Raw genomic sequence first — 17594 nt, forward strand, 5'->3', positions numbered from 1 at the left:
CCTGGCGTCCTCATCGCAGACTCGAGCCGGCGCGTCCCGCCGGGGTCACCGGAGGTGCAGGATGTCGTTCCAGGAGTCCATGGAGCTGGTCGGGGAGGCCGTCGACGTCGCCGGCGTGGTCGCCATCGTCGTCGGGACGGTGGTGGCGACCCTCCTGGCCGGGCGGGACCTGCTGGGGCGGGGGAGCGGGGAGCGCGACACCTACGAGAGCTACCGGCAGCGGCTCGGCCGTTCGATCCTGCTGGGCCTGGAGCTGCTCGTGGCCGCGGACATCATCAAGACCGTCGCCATCACCCCCACGTTCGAGTCGGTGGGGGTGCTGGCGCTCATCGTGGTCGTGCGGACCTTCCTCAGCTGGTCCCTCGAGCTCGAGATCAGCGGGCGGTGGCCGTGGCAGAAGAAGCAGGACGAGGCGGCGCCCCTGCCCGAGCGCGCCGCGTAGGCCCGCCGGCCCCCGGCCGGGCGCTCAGGCCTCGGGCGGGTACTCCTCCGGGCGCAGGTCCCGGCTGCACGGGACCCGGTGGCCGGGCACCAGCTGGTTGGCGGCCCGCGCCAGGCTGTCCCGGTGCCGGGGCGGCAGGTACAGGGCGTGGTGCAGGTAGGCGTCGAGCTCCAGCTCCCCGACCTCTCCGCCCAGGTGGACGTACCGCAGCCACAGGTCGCGCGCACCCAGCCCGGTGCTCGTCAGCGCGGTGCGGATCAACCTGGCCTGCGTCCTGGCGATCGTCCGGTCGTCCATCTGACCCCTTCTGCCCGCTGCCACCAGGATAGTCGGCGGACCGGGGCGGGGGCAGGGCGCACGGGTACCCGGACCGGGCCCTCGGGGGCGTCCGGGCCCGCGGCTATCCGCGGTCCGGTTCCGGGCGCGCCTGCGCGCGCAGCCCCGCGCCGACGGCGCCCAGCCACGCCTCCACCGACGAGCGGGCCTGCCCGGTGCCCGGGTAGCGCGCCCGCAGGTGCAGGCCGCCCTCGCCCACCACGAACCACACCTGCACCCCGGTGGTCGGCGCCGACGCGGAGATGTGCTGCGCCCGCAGCTCCGGGGCCAGGGTGGCGGGCAGCCGCCGGTAGTCGAGGTAGGACAGCATGAACATCCCCGGCGGGACGGGCATGCCGCCGTGGGGCCGCAGGATCGGCTCCAGGGCGTGCGAGCCCAGCTCCAGCGTCTCGCGCACGGCAGCGCGGCAGGCCTGCGGATCGGGGTCCGAGCACTCGAGCACCGAGTTGGTGATGAACCAGCCCACGGCGTCGCGCCAGTGCGGCTCGGTGCGGCTGTGCACGGGCAGGACCGCGCGCAGGGGCCGGCCGGCCAGCTCGGCGGTCGCCCGGGTCAGCACCGAGACCACCAGGACCAGCAGCCGGACGTGCAGCCCGTCGGCGCGCGCCTCCAGGCGGGCCAGGCCCTCGGCGTCGAGGACGTCGTGCGTGGTCACCGTCTCGGGTGCCGGGGCGCGGGGCTCCCCCAGCGGCAGGGGGAAGACGGGCAGGGCGCCGTTGCCGTCCGCGAGGATCCGCGCCCAGCGCCGCACCACGTGCGGCGGTGCCGGGGGGCGGGCGGCGAGCTCCCGCGTGTGCTCGGCGAAGGACGCCGCGGGCGCCCGGCCCGCGCCGGCCGGGCGGCCGGCGCGGAGATCGTCCAGACCGTCGAGCAGGTCCCGGGCGAGCAGGGGCAGGGACCAGGCGTCCACGTGCGCGTGGTCGGCGGCGAGCACGACGACGGCGGGCCCGGCCGCGGGCTCGATCAGGCACAGCCGGTGCGAGGGCCGGGCCAGCGGGGAGCAGGCGGCGTCGGCCACCGCCTGCAGGGCCGCCCGCGTCCCGGCGGCGCCGACCTCGTGCCGGGTCCACACGGGCCGCACGGCGTCGGCGATCTCGTGCAGCCGGACGCGGCCGTCGTCGTCGGCGGAGAAGACGGTGCGCAGCGTGTGGTGCCGCCGCACGACACCCGCCCAGGCCTCGCCCAGGTGCGCGGCGTCCACCGGCGCGGGAAGCTCCACGGCCACGGCCATCCAGGACCCCGGGCGGGGACCGGCTCCGACGTGCATGCCCTGGTCGAAGGACACCGGCAGCGGCCGGCCGGCGCCCTCGGCGGGGACGGTGCAGCTGGACAGGCGGCCCTCGGGCAGCCGGGCGTGCGTGATGCTGGTCAGCCGCATGCGCACCTCCTGGTCGGGCCTAGGGTCCGGCCGCCGAGGACGCGTCCGGTCCGCCGGTGGTCACAATCTACGCGTACCGTGGCGGCATGCCGACGCTCGAGCTCCCCCGCTGCCGCCTGACCTACGACGTGACCGGCTCCGGCCCGCCTGCCGTCCAGCTGCACGGGCTGCTGTCCGACCGGGCCGCCAACACCGCGGGCGGTCTGGACCTGGCGGCCGGGCTGAGCGGGCACCGGACGGTGCGCTACGACGCCCGGGGCCACGGCGGCTCCGCCGCGGAGCCCGTGGCCGCGGACTGGACCTGGCCCCGGCTGGCCGAGGACCTGCTGCGCCTGCTGGACGCCGTGGCGCCCGGTGAGCCGGTCCACGGGATCGGCCCGTCCATGGGGGCGGCCACGCTACTGCACGCCGCCCTCGCCGAGCCCGGGCGGTTCCGCTCGCTGACGCTCTGCGTGCCCTCCACGGCCTGGGCCTCGCGCCGCGGCCAGGCGGGGACGTACCGGCAGGGCGCGGACCTGGTGGAGCGCCACGGCCTCGAGGCCTACCTCCGGGCCGGCCGCGCCGCGACCCGGCCGCCCGCCGTGGCGGACCGGCCGGTGCACCCGCCGCGCGTCGACCCCGGCCTGCTGCCCGCCGTGCTGCGCGGCGCGGCCGGCACCGACCTCCCGCCGGTCGAGGAGCTGTCGCGGATCGGCGTGCCGAGCCTGGTGCTGGCCTGGTCCGAGGACGCCACCCACCCGCTGTCCACGGCCGAGGCGCTGCGCGCGGCCCTGCCCGGCGACGCCCTGCACGTGGCCGGCACGCCCGCCGAGCTGGCCGAGTGGCCGCGCCGGTGCGCGGACTTCGTCCGGGCGGTGGAGGCGGACCGGGGGGCCGGTTCGCCCGGCTGATCCGCGAAGGTCCGCAGGGGTCCGCCGGGGCCTCGCCGGGGCCGGCGGGTCAGAGCCGGCGGCCAGCGGTGAGGGAGGCGGACATGAACTCGGCGACGACCTGCTGGGAGATGGCCACGTCGAGGACGAAGACGCCCTCGTCGTGGGTGGCCAGCCAGTCGGTGAGCGCGGTGAGGTCGGCCAGGGTGTGCGCCTTGGCCCCGGCCGCGCCCATCGCCCGGCCCACGGCGGCGAAGTCGACCTCGTCGATGAGCATCGCGGTGGGGTCCAGGCCCTTGGACGCGTACTGGTGCAGCTCGGCGCCGTAGGCGGAGTCGTTGAGCACCACGATCACCCCGCGCTTCGTGGCGCGCAGGAACGTCTCGAGGTCGGCCAGGCCCATCAGCCCGCCGCCGTCGCCGGTGACGAACACGGTGGTGCGGTCGGGGCGGGCCACCGAGACCCCGGAGGCGGAGCCGAAGCCGAGGCCGATGGACTGGAAGGCGGTGCCGACCAGGACCATGGCCTGCGGGTCCGGCACGGTCAGGTACATCGGGGCCCAGCCGATGAAGTGGCCGCCGTCCATCACCACGGAGCGCTCGGCGGGGAGGACGTGCTCGAGGGCGGCGACGACGGCGCGGGGGTTGAGCCGGCCGTCCGGGCCGAACTCGGCCGGGTCCTCGACCGGGGCGGAGCCGCGGAAGGCGTCGGTGGCGACCTCCGGGGCGGCCGCCCGCCAGGTGTTCTCCGGGGCGGCGGCGGAGATCCGGCCGGTGAGTCCCTGGAGGAACGGTCCCAGGTCCGCGCGCACGTAGTCGGTGACCGGGGGCGTGCGGTCCTCGGGCTCGTTGTCGATGCGGATCACCCGGGTGCCCTCGGCGAAGAGCGTGCCGTAGCGCAGCTGGAAGGCGTTCAGCGATGCCCCGGCGACCAGCACGACGTCGGCCTGCCGGGCGAGCTCCAGACGGTGGGCGCGGGTGAAGCCCCCGGCGATGCCCAGGTCCCACGGGGAGCCGAAGACCCCGGTGGCCATGGCGGAGGTCATGAACAGCGCCCCGAGCCGGTCCCCGATCTCGGTGAGCGGGGTGGTGGCCCCGGCCAGGAGCACTCCGCGCCCGGCGAGGATCAGGGGCCTGGTCGCCGCGCGCAGCAGCCCGGCGATGCGGTCGAGGTCCTCGGTGGAGGCGGTGAAGGCGGGCTTGACCGGCAGCGGCTCCAGGACGGTCTGCTCGGTGAGGGGGGCGGTGGCGTGGTCGTAGGGGAGGGCCAGCACCACCGGCTGGACGGTCTGGGCGGCGAGGTCGAAGGCCCGGTGGGTGATCGCGGTCGCGTTGTCCGGGGCCGCGACCAGGGTGGTGACCCCGGCGGCGGCGGCCGCGGTGGTCTGGTCGACGTCGAAGGCCCGCCGCCCGGTGGTCGGGGCGTCGCCGACGACCAGGACCAGGGGGATCCGGGCCAGCCGCGCCTCGGCCAGGGCGGTGTAGGTGTTGGTGAACCCGGCACCGTAGGTGGTCGTGGCGGCCCCGGTCCGCCCGGTGGCCCGGTGGTAGGCGTCGGCCATGGCAACGGTGGCGGACTCGTGCCGGGCGGAGGTGAAGCCGAAGCCGCGGGAGGTCAGCGAGCTGATCAGGTGCGCGTTGCCGTTGCCCATCAGGCCGAACAGGTGGTCGGTGCGCTCGGCGAGCACGTCGGCAACGGCCGTCGAGACCGTGGGGAGCAGGAGGTCGGTGGTCATGGAGGAGTCCTTTCGGCGGGGCTCCGGTGGGAGCCCGGGGTGGGAGCGGGGTGTGCTCGGGGTGCCCGCACGAGCGGAGCCGCCCGCCGGCACCCGTGGGTGCCGGCGGGCGGCTCGGTCCTCGGCCGGGGCGGCGCTCAGTCGCGCTGCTTCTCGGCGGCCTGGGCGGCCGCGAGGATCTCGGCGGCCTCGGGGTGCTCGGCGACGTAGTCCTCGTGCACCTCCTCGACGTGCAGGTCGATCTCCTGGATGTCCTTCGGCACCATCGAGACGGCGATGAAGGAGACGATCGCGATGCCGGCGATGTAGACGCCGATCGTCCAGGACATCCCGGTCTTGTTGAGCAGCAGCTGCGCGATCATCGGGGCGAACGCGCCGCCGATGATGGAGCCGAACGCGTAGCCGATCGAGACGCCCGAGTAGCGCACGCGGGCCGGGAACATCTCGGCGTAGAGCGCCGACTGCGGGCCGTAGGACGGGCCGAGTCCCACGGTGAGGATCACGATCGCCAGGGCGAACAGCGGCAGGGACGCGGTGTCCAGCAGGAACCACATCGGCACGGCCCACAGGATGATGATGGCGTAGCCGATCTGGAAGGTGCGCACGCGCCCGATCCGGTCCGAGATCCAGCCGCCGAACATCGTGAAGACGAGCCAGCCCACGCCGCCGATCAGGGAGGCGATGAGGGTCTGCGAGCGCGGCATGCCCAGCACGTTGGAGCCGTAGGAGGCGAAGAACGCGATCACCAGGTAGCCGGCGGCGTTGTTGGCGGCGAAGATCAGGGCCGCGAGGGTGACCGGCTTCTTGTGGTGCTTGAACAGCTGGCCCAGGGGAGCGGAGGACTCCTTCTTGCGCAGCTGCATCTCCTTGAAGACCGGGGACTCGTCGACGGTCTTGCGGATCAGGTAGCCGACCACGATCAGCACCACGGAGGACAGGAACGGGATGCGCCAGCCCCAGGCCTGGAAGTCCTCGGGGGACATCATCGAGGTGAGGGCGAACATGAAGGACGTGGCGAGCAGCATGCCCAGCGGCACGCCGATCTGCGGGTAGGCGCCGAAGAGCCCGCGCTTGTTCCGCGGGGCGTGCTCCACGGACATCAGGGCCGCGCCGCCCCACTCGCCGCCGGCCGAGAAGCCCTGCATGATGCGCAGGAGCACCAGGAAGATCGGGGCCCAGATGCCGATCGTCGCGTAGGTGGGGAGCATGCCGATCAGCATCGTCGCGGCACCCATGCCCACCAGGGTGAGGACCAGGACGATCTTGCGGCCGTACTTGTCGCCGAGGTGGCCGGCGACCACCGCGCCCAGCGGGCGGAAGAGGAAGCTGATGCCCAGGGAGGCCCACGCGACCACCTGGGCGAGGCCGGCGTTCTCCTCGGACAGCGGCGCGAAGTACAGCGGCGCCAGGACGAAGGCCGCGGCCTGGGCGTAGATGAAGAAGTCGTACCACTCGATGGTGGTGCCCACGAGGGTGCCGGCGAGGACCTTGCGCTCCTCGCGCGACATCTCGTGCCGCCCGGCCGGGACGGAGGATGGGTGCGCCATGGGATCTCCAGGGAATCGGGGACGGCGACGTCCGCGGCGGAACCGAACGCATCATGACCGAACGTTCGGTATTGCATTGCGATACTACGGGCGGAAGTGACGCCTGTCACCCTCCGGACGGAATAATCAAACCATGTATCACTAATGTGACACAGACCACCGGGGATGGAAACCGCCGGGCCCGGCCCTCGCAGGAGGACCGGGCCCGGCGGCGCGGCAGGGGCGTCGGGGACGCCGGGATGCGGCTCAGCGGTAGAGCCGCTCCGTGGCCAGGCGCGCTCCCTCGACGAGGGACTCGAGCTTGGCCCAGGCGATCTGCGGGTGCAGGCGCCCGCCCAGACCGCAGTCGGTCGACGCGACGACGTTCTCGCGGCCCACGACCGAGGCGAACTGCTCGATCCGGTCGGCCACCAGCTCCGGGTGCTCCACCACGTTCGTCGAGTGGGAGACCACGCCCGGGATGATCACGCGGCCCTCGGGCAGCGCGTGGTCCTTCCAGACCTTCCACTCGTGGGCGTGCCGGGCGGAGGCGCCCTCGAAGGTGTAGCCGCCGGCGCTGATGGTCAACATCAGGTCCACGAGGTGCTTCAGCTCGAGGTCCGTGGTGTGCGGGCCGTGCCAGGAGCCCCAGCACAGGTGGAAGCGGACCTGCTCCTCGGGGATCCCCCGCAGCGCGTGGTTGAGCGCCTCGACGCGCAGCCGCGTGAACGCCAGGTAGTCCTCGACCGTGGGCTCGGGGTTGATCTGGTCCCAGGACTCCGCGATGGACGGGTCGTCGATCTGCACGGTCAGCCCGGCGTCCGTGATCGCCAGGTACTCCTCGCGCATCGCGTCGGCGCACGCGTAGACGAGCTCCTCGTCGGTCCTGTAGTACTCGTTCGTCACGCGCGCGGCGGAGCCGGGGGAGAGGGCGGCCACGAACCCGGTCTGCGCCCCGGTGGCCGCCATGGCCGCCCGGAGGTTGCGGACGTCCGAGGCCACGGCCTCCTGTCCCGTGTAGGTCAGCGGCCCGGTGATCTTGGGCTGCGTGGTCGAGGAGCGCCCGGTGAGGATGCCCGACGCCGGGTCCTCGTACGCCTCCCGGAAGCGCTCGCGGTCCCGGCGGTCCGGGAAGCTCGTGAGCACGATGTGGCCGGGCGAGGAGCGCCTCTTCTCCGTGGATGCCCACCGGTCCTCGTCGGTCGGGGTGAGCCCGCCGAGGCGGGAGAAGGAGTAGTTCCACCACGCGCCGTAGTCGACCGCGCTGGACATCGTGTGCCCGTACTCGCCGTCGTTGACCACGTCCACGCCGATCTCGCGCTGCCGGCGCACCACGTCCTCGACGCCCACGGCGAGCTCGTCGGTGAGCTGCTCGAACGTGATGGCGCCCTCGGCGTGCCGCTGGTTGGCCTCGAGCAGCCGCGGGGTCCGCGGCAGGGAGCCCACGTGGGTGGTCTGCACGTGGTCGGTGTTCTGCATGGTCATGCGTGTCCTCCTGAGGGTCTGCGGGAAGGTCGGGGGCCGGTCAGGACCAGAGCCGGCGGGAGGCGAGCTCGGCCCCGCGGGCGAGGGTCTCGAGCTTCGCCGCGGCGATCTGCGGGTGGATCCGCCCGCCCAGGCCGCAGTCGGTCGAGGCGATCACGTTCTCGCGGCCCACCTGGCGGGCGAAGCGCTCGATCCGGTCGGCCACCAGCTCCGGGTGCTCCACCACGTTGGTGGCGTGGGAGACGATCCCCGGGATGATGATCTTGCCCTCGGGCAGCTCGTGGTCCTGCCAGACCTTCCACTCGTGCTCGTGCCGGGCGTTGGCGGCCTCGAAGCTGTAGCCGCCGGCCCTGATGGAGAGCATGAGCTCCACCAGGTGCTCGAACCCGAGGTCCGTGGTGTGCGGGCCGTGCCAGGAGCCCCAGCACAGGTGGAAGCGCACCTGCTCCTCCGGGATGCCCTCGAGGGCGTAGTTGAGGGCCTCGACCCGCTTGCGGGTGAACGCGAGGTAGTCCTCCACGCCGGGCTCGGGATTGACCTGGTCCCAGTTCTCCGCGATGGACGGGTCGTCGATCTGCACGATCAGCCCGGCGTCGGTGATCGCCCGGTACTCCTCGCGCATCACCTCGGCGCAGGCGGTCAGCACCTCGTCCTCGTCCGCGTAGTGGGTGTTCTCCAGCCGCGCGCACGAGCCCGGGGACAGCGCGGCGAGGTAGCCCTCGCTCGCGCCCGTGGCCTGCAGCCCGGCCTTGAGGTTGCGGATGTCCGCCTCCAGCGCCGCGTGGCCCGTGTACTCCAGCTTCCCGGTGATCTTCGGGAACGGCGCCTGCTTGCCCGTGGTGATGCCCGAGGAGGGGTCCGTGTACGCCTCGTGGAAGAGCCGGCGGTCCCGGCGGTCCCCGAAGCTCGTCAGGACCACCCTGCCGGGCGAGGAGCGCTGCGGCTCCTGCTCCCACAGGTCCACGTCGCCGGGGGTGAGGCCCGAGATCCGGGCGAAGACGTAGTGCCACCACGCGCCGTAGTCGACCTCCGCGGCCATGACGTGGCCGTACTCGCCGTCGTTGACCACGTCGATCCCGAGCTCGCGCTGTCGGCGGACCACGTCGACCACCGAGTCCTGCAGGAGCCGGTCGTACTCCGCCTCCGGGACGGCCCCCTTCGCCCGGTTGGCCTCGAGCAGCGCCGGGGTGCGCGGGAGGGACCCGGCGTGGGTCGTGCGGATGCGGTCGGCGCTTCGCAGCATGGGTCGTGCGTCCTTTCCATCGGTCCTGGCGGTAGCACCGGAGGCGGGACGGGGATGCCGTCGCCCGGGTTGCTGCGGCGTCGTCGAGCCAGATCTCTCGGCCGCTCTGGATGGTGACCCTGTCATCCAAGCGCACCCGTGCGCGCTGCGCCATTCGGCGCCCGGATGACGGACATGACGCCGTGTGACGCGACCCGGCGCGCACTCCCGGGCGGAGCTGTCCTTCGCGAACATGGCCTGGATCACATACCGTGGCGGTGATCCGTGCCCCTCACCCCGCGGGCACGACGGACCAGAGGAAGGACCCCCATGTCCCAGACGCCCCAGCAGCAGGACCTCGAGGGCCGCACGGCGCTCGTCACCGGTGGCGCGAGCGGCATCGGCCTGGCCGCCGCCCGGGCCCTCGCCGGCTCCGGCGCGCACGTGGTCGTGGCCGACGTCGACGAGGCCGGGGCGCAGCGCGTCGCGGACGAGCTCGGCGGCCGCGCGTGGGCCGTCGACCTGCTCGACACCGCGGCGCTCGCCGAGCTGAGCCTCGAGGTCGACGTGCTGGTCAACAACGCCGGCATCCAGAAGGTCGCCCCCCTCCAGGAGTTCGACCCCGCGGACTTCCACCGGATCCTGGTGCTGATGCTGGAGTCCCCGTTCCTGCTGGTGCGCGCCGCGCTGCCGCACATGTACGAGCGGGGCTGGGGGCGCGTCATCAACGTCTCCTCCGTGCACGGGCTGCGGGCGTCCCCCTACAAGAGCGCCTACGTCTCGGCGAAGCACGGCCTGGAGGGGCTGTCCAAGACCGTCGCGGTGGAGGGCGCGGCCCACGGGGTGACGAGCAACTGCATCAACCCCGGCTACGTGCGCACCCCGCTCGTCGAGAAGCAGATCGCCGACCAGGCGAGGGTGCACGGGATCCCCGAGTCCGAGGTGGTGGAGCGGATCATGCTCGGCGAGACGCCGATCAAGAAGCTCGTGGACCCGGAGGACGTCGGCAGCCTGGTCGCGTGGCTGGCCGGACCGCACGCGTCCATGGTCACCGGGGCCTCCTACACGATGGACGGCGGCTGGACGGCGCGCTGAGCCCGCCCCGGGCCGCTCAGCGGTGACCCAGCTCCCGGGAGAGCCGGTGGGCCTCCGTGAGCAGGGCCCGGCCCAGGAGCTGCCGGCGCTCGCCGCTGAACCGGGGCTCGATGCCCGTGAGGCTCAGCGCGTAGACCGGCGCGCCCGTCGCGTCGAAGACCGCGGCGGCCATGCCCCAGCTGCCCTCGACGATCAGCCCCGGGTTCACGGCGAAGCCCTCCCGCCGGACGTCCGCGAGCAGCTCCCGGATCCGCTCGGGCGTGTGCAGCGGGCCCCACTCGGCGCGGGCCCCGGCCGTGGCCGCGAGGACCCGGTCCACCTCCGCGTCCGGGAGGTGGGCCAGGACCGCCAGCCCCGCCGAGGCCACGCCGAGCGGCAGCCGCAGCCCCTCGTAGAGGACGTGGGAGCGGATGGGGAAGGCGCCCTCCACGCGCGCCAGGCAGACCGTCTCCAGCCCGCGGCGGACCGAGAGGAACGCACTCTCGCCGGTGGCCTCCGCGAGCCGGCGCAGCGAGGGCCCGGCCAGCTCCCGGATCGGATAGCGGTGGGCCGCCACCGCGCCCAGCACGTACAGCTCGGGGCCCAGCTGCCAGGCCCCGGTCCCGGCGTCGCGGTCCACGAGGCCCTCCTCGGCCAGTCCCGTGAGCAACCGGTGCACAGTGGGGCGGGTCAGCCCGGTCTCGGCGGCGAGCTCCGCCACCGTGCTGCCCCGTTCCCGCCCCGCGACGGCCCGCAGCAGCTGCCCCACCCGGTGGACCACCTGGGTCCCCTGGCCCGTCGTCCGCTCCTGTCCCATGACTCCACTATATGGACAGTCAGGGGACGAATGGCCGGATGCTGAGGAGACGCGCCGTCGTGCCGCCGGATCTGTTGATCGGCATGTGGAGGCTCCCTAGATTGAGTGCTGGGTCACAGTCCGACGAGAGGAAGGGACAAGGGTGTCCAAGGTCAGAGACAACGCCGCCGAGCTGCTGGCGGAGAGCCTGCGGGACGGCATGACGCTCGCCGTGGGCGGGTTCGGGCTGAGCGGGATCCCCCGGGATCTCATCGACGCGGTGCGGGACTCCGGGGTCACGGACCTCACGGTGGTCTCCAACAACATGGGCGTGGACGGCAAGGGCCTCGGGGTCCTGCTCGAGAACCGCCAGGTGAAGAAGGTCCTCGCCTCCTACGTGGGCGAGAACAAGCTGTTCGCCCAGCAGTACCTGGACGGCGAGCTCGAGGTCGAGTTCAACCCCCAGGGCACCCTCGCCGAGCGGCTCCGGGCCGGCGGCGCGGGCATCCCCGCCTTCTACACGAAGACCGGGGTCGGCACCCTCGTGGCCGAGGGCAAGCCGCACGCCGAGTTCGACGGCGAGACCTACGTGCAGGAGCGCGGCATCGTCGCCGACATCGCCCTGGTCCACGCCCACACCGGGGACGCCGACGGCAACCTCGTCTACCGCTACACCGCGCGCAACTTCAACCCGATCGTCGCGACCGCCGGGAAGGTCACCTTCGCCGAGGTCGAGCACGTCGTGGCGGTCGGCGAGATCCACCCCGACCACATCGTGACCCCGGGCGTCTACGTCCAGCACGTCGCGCAGTACAGCGGCGCGCCCAAGGACATCGAGCAGCGCACCGTCCGCCCGCGCCCCGCCGGGCGGGCCGCCCAGCAGAACGGAGACCAGGCATGAGCTGGACCCGCGACGAGATGGCGGCGATCGCCGCCGTCGAGCTCTCCGACGGCGACTACGTCAACCTCGGCATCGGCATCCCCACCCTCGTGGCCAACAACCTGCCCGAGGGCGTCGACGTGGTGCTGCAGTCCGAGAACGGCGTGCTCGGCATGGGCCCGTTCCCCTACGAGGGCGACGAGGACCCGGACCTCATCAACGCCGGCAAGCAGACCATCACACTGCTGCCCGGGGCCTCCATCTTCGACTCCGCCACGTCCTTCGGGATGATCCGCGGCGGCCACGTCAAGATCGCGATCCTCGGCGCCATGCAGGTCTCCGGCACCGGCGACCTCGCCAACTGGATGATCCCCGGCAAGATGGTCAAGGGGATGGGCGGCGCCATGGACCTGGTGGCCGGCACCCCGCGCGTCGTCGTGCTGACCGAGCACGTCACCAAGGACGGCTCCGCCAAGATCAAGACCGAGTGCGATCTCCCGCTCACCGGGGTGCGCGTGGTCGACCGCATCGTCACGGACCTGTGCGTGTTCGACGTCGAGGACGGCGGGCTCGTGCTGCGCAGCCTCGCCCCCGGGGTCACCGAGGACGAGATCCGCGAGAAGACCGAGGCGTCCTTCCGCACGGACCTGCAGGACGTCACCCCCGACACCGTCCCCACCGAGACCGCCGCCGCCGGCGGCGCTGAGGAGAACCGATGAGCACCGCCACCGACGTCGTCGTCCTGTCCGGCGCCCGCACGCCCCAGGGCAAGATCCTGGGCCACCTGGCGTCCTTCACCGCGGCCGAGCTGGGCGCCCACGCCATCCGGGCCGCGCTCGAGCGCGGCGGGATCGCCCCCGAGCAGGTGGACTGCGTGCTCATGGGCCACGTCCTGCAGGCCGGCGCCGGGCAGAACCCGGCCCGCCAGGCGGCCGTCACCGCGGGCATCCCGCTGAGCGTGCCCGCCGAGACCGTCAACAAGGTCTGCCTCTCCGGGCTCGTGGCCATCACCAACGCCGCCCGGATGATCCGCGCGGGCGAGGCCGAGATCGTCGTGGCCGGCGGCCAGGAGTCCATGACCAACGCCCCGCACCTCGCGATGGGCGTGCGGCAGGGCAAGAGCTACGGCGACCTCAAGCTCGAGGACGCGGTGGCCAAGGACGGGCTCGTCGACGTCGCCGCGTGCGTGTCCATGGGCTCGCTCACCGAGTCCGGCAACAGCGAGCGCTCGATCTCCCGCGAGGAGCAGGACCAGGTCGCCGCCCTGAGCCACCAGCGCGCGGCCCGCGCCGCGGAGGAGGGCGTCTTCCGCGACGAGATCGCCCCCGTGTCCGTCCCGCAGCGCAAGGGCGACCCGCTCGTCGTCGACACCGACCAGGGCGTGCGCCCCGACTCCAGCGCGGAGTCCATGGCGAGGCTGCGCCCCGCGTTCGCGAAGGACGGCACGATCACCGCCGGCAACTCCTCGCCGCTCTCGGACGGCGCGGCCGCCGTGGTCCTGACCAGCCGGGAGTACGCCGAGCGCCACGGCCTCGAGTACCTGGCCGTGGTCGGTGCCCCGGGCCAGGTGGCCGGGCCCGACACCTCGCTGCACTCCCAGCCGTCCCGGGCGATCGAGGCCGCGCTCGAGCGGGCCGGCTGGTCCGTGCAGGACCTGGACTTCATCGAGATCAACGAGGCGTTCGCGTCCGTGCTGATCCAGTCGCTGCGCGACCTCGACTACCCGCAGGAGCAGGCCAACATCCACGGCGGCGCCGTGGCCGTCGGGCACCCGATCGGCGCCTCCGGGGCCCGGCTGGCGCTGCACGCGGCGTTCGAGCTCTCCCGCCGGGGCTCCGGCCGGGCCGCGGTGTCGCTGTGCGGCGGCGGAGGCCAGGGCGAGGCGCTGCTGCTCTACCGCGACTGACCCGCGTCCCGTCCGCTGACCCGCGGGGGCCCGGGTGACCACGAAAAATCGTGGTCACCCGGGCCCCCGCGGGTCAGTCGATGATCCTGAGGTCACGCGCGGCGAGCTCCCGGCGCACGAGAGCCACCAGGTCGTCCGGCCGGTGCACCACGGTGGCCCAGTCCGTCCGCAGGATCCGCCACCCGAAGTCCCCGCGATACAGGCCGCGCGGCGTCCGGATGCGCACCTGCAGCTCCGGCCGGGGCAGTCGCGCGCGAAGCAGCACCAGCCGGGTCAGCGTCTCGCCGGGCGACTCGGAGCGACCGTCGGCGAGGTCGAGCACCCGCCGGGCCCGGCGGCACCCCGGCGCGCCGGCGCGGCGCTCGAGCAGGGCGAGGAGTTCCGCGCGCTCGGTGCCCCGGCGGAGGGCGTGGTCGGCGGTCACCACCGCCTCGCGGAGGGGCAGGGTGGACGCGCAGTCCAGCACGGTGCGGGGCACGGACGTGGCCAGCAGCCCGCCCACTCGGACGACGTGCTCCGGCGGCAGCTCGGCCCAGTGGTGGACGCAGGTCCGGTTGTTCCGGGAACCGCGGCCGGGCGGAGAGACGACGTGCGGTGCCGCCGGTCGGTGCAGCAGGTCCAGGCCGTGGAGCAGGGCCGCCAGTGCCCGAACACCGGGGCACTGGCGGCGCGCAGGGCCAGGGCGGCGTGCATCTGCCGCAGCCGTCCCTCCGCTCCCAGGTCCCGCCACCAGGACGGTGTCGCGTACACCCCCTGCCGGATCCGGAGGAGGTCGCCCCGGCGGACGGCCCGGGTGACGGTGGACGGCGAGAGGCCGAGGTCCTGCAGCGCTTCAAGGGTCAGGAGCCGGCCGGGCAGCGTGGTCATGGGGGTCAGGCTCACCGCGGCGGGGCCCGCCCGTCCGAGGTCCGGCCAGGCACGGGGACGGTGCCCGGGAGGGGGATGCGTGAGCGCCCGGCGTGCAGTGCGGACGGAGCTCGACGCGCCTGACCCCGGAATGACCCGATGACCCGCCGGGGCCCGGGTGACCACGAAAAATCGTGGTCACCCGGGCCCCAGCGGGTCATCCGGCGAGGGGGTGATCTGCGGTCCCGGCGGTGCTCCGCCCGCGGGGCTACTTGCGGGCGCGGGCGCCGATCCGCTCGCGCTGCTCCATGAGCTTCTCCAGCAGCGTCACGAGCGTGTGCTGCTCCTCCTCGGTGAGGGCCTCGGCCCACTGGCTCTCCCGGTCGTTCTGGGCCCGGAACGCCGTGCGGATCTTCTCCTGCCCGGCCTCGGTGAGGTGCAGGGTCACGGACCGGCCGTCGGCGGCAGAGGCCTCGCGCCGGAGCAGGTCCTTGCCGACCAGCGTGCCCGTCAGGTTGGAGACCGCCGCGCGGCTCATCCCCGTGAGGCGGGCGGCCTCGTGGGGGTTGAGGGGACCGGCCACCCAGAGGGCCAGGAGCAGCCGGAAGCTCGACCAGGTTCCGCCGGCGGGGCGGTGGATCGACGACTCGAAGTCGTAGACCGCGGTGGACGAGGACCGGTTGAGCGAGAGGAACACCCGGTTGGCCGCGAGGTCGGCGTCGGGGAACTCCTCGGAGATCCGGCGCTGGGCGGCCTGGACGAAGGACCAGTAGTCGGGCAGCGCGGCGGCGGTGGACGCCTCGGTGGACGCCCGGGTGGGCGTCGCTGGGGGCTCGGTGCGGTCGGCGAGGGGCATGGCGTCGATTCTAGGGGAGGGGTTGCCCCATATAGTACAACGCTTTACTATCTGGGGGAGAGCTGGATCACAGACCGCCACACGCAAGGAGACGGCCATGGCCTACTACCGGCAGCTGGGCCCGGTGCCCCGGCAGCGTCACACCCTGTTCAAGGACGACGAGGGCAGGATCCTCTACGAGGAGCTCATGGGCGAGGAGGGCTTCTCCTCCGACTCGTCGCTGCTCTACCACCGGCACATCCCCTCGGCGATCGTCGGGACCCGCGGCTGGGAGCTGCCCGACCAGACCCTGACCCCCAACGACCCCCTGCTGCCGCGGCACCTGAAGCTGCACGAGCTGTTCACCGAGGAGCAGGCCGCCGGGACCGACGCGGTGACCGGCCGCCGGCTGGTGATGGGCAACGCGGACGTGCGGCTCTCCTACGCCTGGGTGGGGAAGACCTCCCCGCTGTACAAGAACGCCGTGGGCGACGAGTGCGTCTACGTGGAGCGCGGCTCCGCCCTGGTGGAGACCCAGTTCGGCCCGCTCGAGGCCGTCGAGGGCGACTACGTCATGATCCCGCGCGCCACGATCCACCGCTGGGTGCTGCGGGAGGGCGAGACGGCCCGGCTCTACTTCGTGGAGGCGAACTCCCACATCACCCCGCCGCACCGCTACCTCTCCAGGTACGGGCAGCTGCTCGAGCACGCCCCCTACTGCGAGCGAGACCTGCACGGTCCCTCCGGCGTGCTCCTGCGGGACGAGACCGACGTGGACGTCTACGTCAAGCACCGCGGCCGCGGCCCCTCCGGCCTGGACGGGACGGTCCACGTCCTGCCGCAGCACCCCTTCGACGTGGTGGGCTGGGACGGGTGCCTCTACTCGTACACCTTCAACATCAAGGACTACATGCCGATCACCGGCAAGGTGCACCAGCCGCCGCCCGTGCACCAGGTCTTCGAGGGGCGCAACTTCGTGATCTGCAACTTCGTGCCGCGGAAGGTCGACTACCACGAGCTGGCCGTCCCGGTGCCCTACTACCACTCGAACGTGGACTCGGACGAGGTCATGTTCTACGTGGACGGGGACTACGAGGCGCGCAAGGGCTCGGGCATCGGCAGGGGCTCGATCTCCCTGCACCCGGGCGGGCACCCGCACGGCCCGCAGCCCGGGGCGATCGAGAAGTCCCTGGGCGTGGAGTACTTCGACGAGACCGCCGTCATGGTCGACACCTTCGCCCCGCTGGAGCTGGGCGAGGCCGGCCTGGCCGGCGACGACGGCAAGTACGTCACGTCCTGGACCCCCGGCCGGGAGTGGACCGGCGGGCTCTGGTCGAACTCGTGAGCGCCGCCCCGACCACGGAGACCGCCGAGCGGCGCGTCCCGGCCCAGTTCGTTGCGTTCTTCGACGACGCCGCGACCTTCCCGCCGGGACTCGCCCCGCTGGAGAAGGCGGTCACGGACCACGTGGCGCGGTGGGCGGACCCGCTCGTCGCCGCCGTGGGTCCGGCCGTGCTGAAGCTCGACGACCTGCCGGAGGCCCGGCGCATCGCCGCCGGTCTGGACCGCGGCGGCCGGGCGGTCGAGGTCTCCGTCGTGACGCCAACCGGGCAGCTGCAGGCCGCACTGGACGCCGTCGAGCAGACCGGGCCCGAGCTGCGGGTCGTCTCGGTCGAGCTCAGGACCGACCCGTCGGACACCGACGCCTGGCAGGCGCAGATCACCGAGGCGGCCCGGGTGCAGGACGTCCCGGTCTACGTGGAGCTGACCGCGGACCAGGTCCGCGGCGGGGCGCTGGAGCTGCTGGAGGGCACCGGGCTGCGCCTCAAGCACCGCACCGGCGGGATCGAGGCGCACCTGTTCCCCAGCCCCGAGCAGCTGGCCGCGGTGCTCACCGAGGCCGTGGCCGCCCGGATCCCGTTCAAGCTCACCGCCGGCCTGCACGAGGCCGTGCGGTACACGAACCCCGCCACGGGGTTCACCCACCACGGCTTCCTCAACATCGCGATGGCCACCGAGGCCGCCCGCGCCCACGAGCCCGCCGAGCGGGTGGCCCGGCTGCTCACCGAGACAGACCCGGCACCGCTCGTCGAGCTCGCCCGGGCCTCCGACGGGTCCTGGCGCAGGTCCTTCACGTCCTTCGGGACGTGCAGCGTGGGCGAGCCCGCCGCGAGCCTCGAGCGCCTCGGCCTCTTCCCGCACGGCCTCACCTGACACGGCGCCCTCCCGCCCCGGGACCACCGGGGCGGGAGGGCGCCGCCGTC

The 17594-nt window shown here is 73.5% G+C and carries 18 protein-coding genes and 1 riboswitch; of the genes, 8 read left to right on the forward strand and 10 right to left on the reverse strand.

Going from position 1 to position 17594, the window contains the following annotated elements:
• The first annotated feature begins 61 nt into the window (after nt 1–61).
• Nucleotides 62–442: a DUF1622 domain-containing protein gene (locus E7Z53_RS05295; protein WP_035927946.1), complete on the forward strand. Its 381-nt coding sequence runs from the start codon at nt 62–64 to the stop codon at nt 440–442.
• Between the two features lie 24 nt (nt 443–466).
• Here the strand turns inward: E7Z53_RS05295 and E7Z53_RS05300 are convergent, their stop codons facing one another.
• Nucleotides 467–739 carry a hypothetical protein gene (locus E7Z53_RS05300; protein ID WP_052132991.1) on the reverse strand — a complete coding sequence of 91 codons (273 nt, stop codon included), beginning with the start codon at nt 737–739 and terminating at the stop codon, nt 467–469.
• Nucleotides 740–842: 103 nt separating this feature from the next.
• Entirely contained in the window at nt 843–2156 is a 1314-nt protein-coding gene (locus E7Z53_RS05305; RefSeq protein WP_176337341.1) for a condensation domain-containing protein, read from the reverse strand.
• An 86-nt stretch (nt 2157–2242) separates the two neighbouring features.
• On the opposite strand from E7Z53_RS05305, the gene E7Z53_RS05310 reads away from it, so the two are divergent.
• Nucleotides 2243–3046, forward strand: a complete 804-nt coding sequence (locus E7Z53_RS05310) for an alpha/beta fold hydrolase (protein ID WP_109221906.1) — start codon at nt 2243–2245, stop codon at nt 3044–3046.
• 49 nt (nt 3047–3095) lie between these two features.
• On the opposite strand, the gene E7Z53_RS05315 is transcribed toward E7Z53_RS05310, so the two are convergent.
• The 4 genes from E7Z53_RS05315 to E7Z53_RS05330 all read right to left on the reverse strand — a co-directional run bounded on the left by E7Z53_RS05315 (nt 3096) and on the right by E7Z53_RS05330 (nt 9014).
• Nucleotides 3096–4760, reverse strand: coding sequence for a thiamine pyrophosphate-binding protein (locus E7Z53_RS05315; protein ID WP_176337342.1), 1665 nt, complete (start codon nt 4758–4760; stop codon nt 3096–3098).
• Between the two features lie 137 nt (nt 4761–4897).
• The gene (locus tag E7Z53_RS05320) at nt 4898–6307 is read right to left on the reverse strand and encodes an MFS transporter (protein WP_176337343.1); all 1410 of its coding nucleotides are present in this window, start codon (nt 6305–6307) and stop codon (nt 4898–4900) included.
• A 246-nt stretch (nt 6308–6553) separates the two neighbouring features.
• Entirely contained in the window at nt 6554–7771 is a 1218-nt protein-coding gene (locus tag E7Z53_RS05325) for a cobalamin-independent methionine synthase II family protein (protein WP_017833109.1), read from the reverse strand.
• 40 nt (nt 7772–7811) lie between these two features.
• Nucleotides 7812–9014 (reverse strand): cobalamin-independent methionine synthase II family protein, encoded by a 1203-nt coding sequence (locus E7Z53_RS05330; protein WP_017833110.1) that lies wholly within the window; start codon nt 9012–9014, stop codon nt 7812–7814.
• A 13-nt stretch (nt 9015–9027) separates the two neighbouring features.
• Nucleotides 9028–9131, reverse strand: a riboswitch (SAM riboswitch).
• A 192-nt stretch (nt 9132–9323) separates the two neighbouring features.
• Between E7Z53_RS05330 and E7Z53_RS05335 the strand changes: the two genes are divergently transcribed.
• The gene (locus E7Z53_RS05335) at nt 9324–10088 is read left to right on the forward strand and encodes a 3-hydroxybutyrate dehydrogenase (RefSeq protein ID WP_035927934.1); all 765 of its coding nucleotides are present in this window, start codon (nt 9324–9326) and stop codon (nt 10086–10088) included.
• A 16-nt stretch (nt 10089–10104) separates the two neighbouring features.
• Here E7Z53_RS05335 and E7Z53_RS05340 read toward each other — a convergent pair whose 3' ends face one another.
• Nucleotides 10105–10884, reverse strand: coding sequence for an IclR family transcriptional regulator (locus E7Z53_RS05340; RefSeq protein WP_035927930.1), 780 nt, complete (start codon nt 10882–10884; stop codon nt 10105–10107).
• A gap of 142 nt (nt 10885–11026) precedes the next feature.
• Between E7Z53_RS05340 and E7Z53_RS05345 the strand changes: the two genes are divergently transcribed.
• From E7Z53_RS05345 to E7Z53_RS05355, 3 genes are read left to right on the forward strand one after another with little or no spacing between them, the layout of a single operon-like run.
• Nucleotides 11027–11764 carry a CoA transferase subunit A gene (locus E7Z53_RS05345; protein ID WP_017833113.1) on the forward strand — a complete coding sequence of 246 codons (738 nt, stop codon included), beginning with the start codon at nt 11027–11029 and terminating at the stop codon, nt 11762–11764.
• Entirely contained in the window at nt 11761–12462 is a 702-nt protein-coding gene (locus tag E7Z53_RS05350; protein WP_115163072.1) for a CoA transferase subunit B, read from the forward strand. Before E7Z53_RS05345 ends, E7Z53_RS05350 begins: the two co-directional genes overlap by 4 nt.
• Nucleotides 12459–13649: an acetyl-CoA C-acetyltransferase gene (locus E7Z53_RS05355; RefSeq protein WP_176337344.1), complete on the forward strand. Its 1191-nt coding sequence runs from the start codon at nt 12459–12461 to the stop codon at nt 13647–13649. The genes E7Z53_RS05350 and E7Z53_RS05355 overlap by 4 nt, the downstream gene beginning before the upstream one ends.
• 73 nt (nt 13650–13722) lie before the next feature.
• Here the strand turns inward: E7Z53_RS05355 and E7Z53_RS05360 are convergent, their stop codons facing one another.
• The 3 genes from E7Z53_RS05360 to E7Z53_RS05370 form a co-directional block, all read right to left on the reverse strand.
• Nucleotides 13723–14151 carry a hypothetical protein gene (locus E7Z53_RS05360; RefSeq protein WP_176337246.1) on the reverse strand — a complete coding sequence of 143 codons (429 nt, stop codon included), beginning with the start codon at nt 14149–14151 and terminating at the stop codon, nt 13723–13725.
• Nucleotides 14070–14516 carry a type IV toxin-antitoxin system AbiEi family antitoxin domain-containing protein gene (locus E7Z53_RS20720; RefSeq protein WP_176337345.1) on the reverse strand — a complete coding sequence of 149 codons (447 nt, stop codon included), beginning with the start codon at nt 14514–14516 and terminating at the stop codon, nt 14070–14072. The genes E7Z53_RS05360 and E7Z53_RS20720 overlap by 82 nt, the downstream gene beginning before the upstream one ends.
• A gap of 247 nt (nt 14517–14763) precedes the next feature.
• Nucleotides 14764–15351 carry a MarR family winged helix-turn-helix transcriptional regulator gene (locus E7Z53_RS05370; protein WP_176337346.1) on the reverse strand — a complete coding sequence of 196 codons (588 nt, stop codon included), beginning with the start codon at nt 15349–15351 and terminating at the stop codon, nt 14764–14766.
• Nucleotides 15352–15448: 97 nt separating this feature from the next.
• Here E7Z53_RS05370 and E7Z53_RS05375 point away from each other — a divergent pair, with 97 nt between their 5' ends.
• Together E7Z53_RS05375 and E7Z53_RS05380 are read left to right on the forward strand one after the other, a co-directional pair.
• Nucleotides 15449–16675, forward strand: a complete 1227-nt coding sequence (locus E7Z53_RS05375; protein WP_176337347.1) for a homogentisate 1,2-dioxygenase — start codon at nt 15449–15451, stop codon at nt 16673–16675.
• Complete coding sequence (locus tag E7Z53_RS05380) at nt 16672–17544, forward strand: hypothetical protein (protein ID WP_167590878.1); 873 nt, start codon at nt 16672–16674, stop codon at nt 17542–17544. Before E7Z53_RS05375 ends, E7Z53_RS05380 begins: the two co-directional genes overlap by 4 nt.
• Nucleotides 17545–17594 lie beyond the last annotated feature (50 nt).

The organism is Kocuria salina (assembly GCF_013368965.1).
GTDB lineage: Bacteria > Actinomycetota > Actinomycetes > Actinomycetales > Micrococcaceae > Kocuria > Kocuria rosea.

Excerpts from the sequence above, each read along its gene's own strand:
- E7Z53_RS05295 (WP_035927946.1), top strand. The coding sequence starts at position 62 with ATGTCGTTCCAGGAGTCCATGGAGCTGGTCGGGGAGGCCGTCGACGTC.
- E7Z53_RS05300 (WP_052132991.1), bottom strand. The coding sequence starts at position 739 with ATGGACGACCGGACGATCGCCAGGACGCAGGCCAGGTTGATCCGCACC.
- E7Z53_RS05305 (WP_176337341.1), bottom strand. The coding sequence starts at position 2,156 with ATGCGGCTGACCAGCATCACGCACGCCCGGCTGCCCGAGGGCCGCCTG.
- E7Z53_RS05310 (WP_109221906.1), top strand. The coding sequence starts at position 2,243 with ATGCCGACGCTCGAGCTCCCCCGCTGCCGCCTGACCTACGACGTGACC.
- E7Z53_RS05315 (WP_176337342.1), bottom strand. The coding sequence starts at position 4,760 with ATGACCACCGACCTCCTGCTCCCCACGGTCTCGACGGCCGTTGCCGAC.
- E7Z53_RS05320 (WP_176337343.1), bottom strand. The coding sequence starts at position 6,307 with ATGGCGCACCCATCCTCCGTCCCGGCCGGGCGGCACGAGATGTCGCGC.
- E7Z53_RS05325 (WP_017833109.1), bottom strand. The coding sequence starts at position 7,771 with ATGACCATGCAGAACACCGACCACGTGCAGACCACCCACGTGGGCTCC.
- E7Z53_RS05330 (WP_017833110.1), bottom strand. The coding sequence starts at position 9,014 with ATGCTGCGAAGCGCCGACCGCATCCGCACGACCCACGCCGGGTCCCTC.
- E7Z53_RS05335 (WP_035927934.1), top strand. The coding sequence starts at position 9,324 with ATGTCCCAGACGCCCCAGCAGCAGGACCTCGAGGGCCGCACGGCGCTC.
- E7Z53_RS05340 (WP_035927930.1), bottom strand. The coding sequence starts at position 10,884 with ATGGGACAGGAGCGGACGACGGGCCAGGGGACCCAGGTGGTCCACCGG.
- E7Z53_RS05350 (WP_115163072.1), top strand. The coding sequence starts at position 11,761 with ATGAGCTGGACCCGCGACGAGATGGCGGCGATCGCCGCCGTCGAGCTC.
- E7Z53_RS05355 (WP_176337344.1), top strand. The coding sequence starts at position 12,459 with ATGAGCACCGCCACCGACGTCGTCGTCCTGTCCGGCGCCCGCACGCCC.
- E7Z53_RS20720 (WP_176337345.1), bottom strand. The coding sequence starts at position 14,516 with ATGACCACGCTGCCCGGCCGGCTCCTGACCCTTGAAGCGCTGCAGGAC.
- E7Z53_RS05370 (WP_176337346.1), bottom strand. The coding sequence starts at position 15,351 with ATGCCCCTCGCCGACCGCACCGAGCCCCCAGCGACGCCCACCCGGGCG.
- E7Z53_RS05375 (WP_176337347.1), top strand. The coding sequence starts at position 15,449 with ATGGCCTACTACCGGCAGCTGGGCCCGGTGCCCCGGCAGCGTCACACC.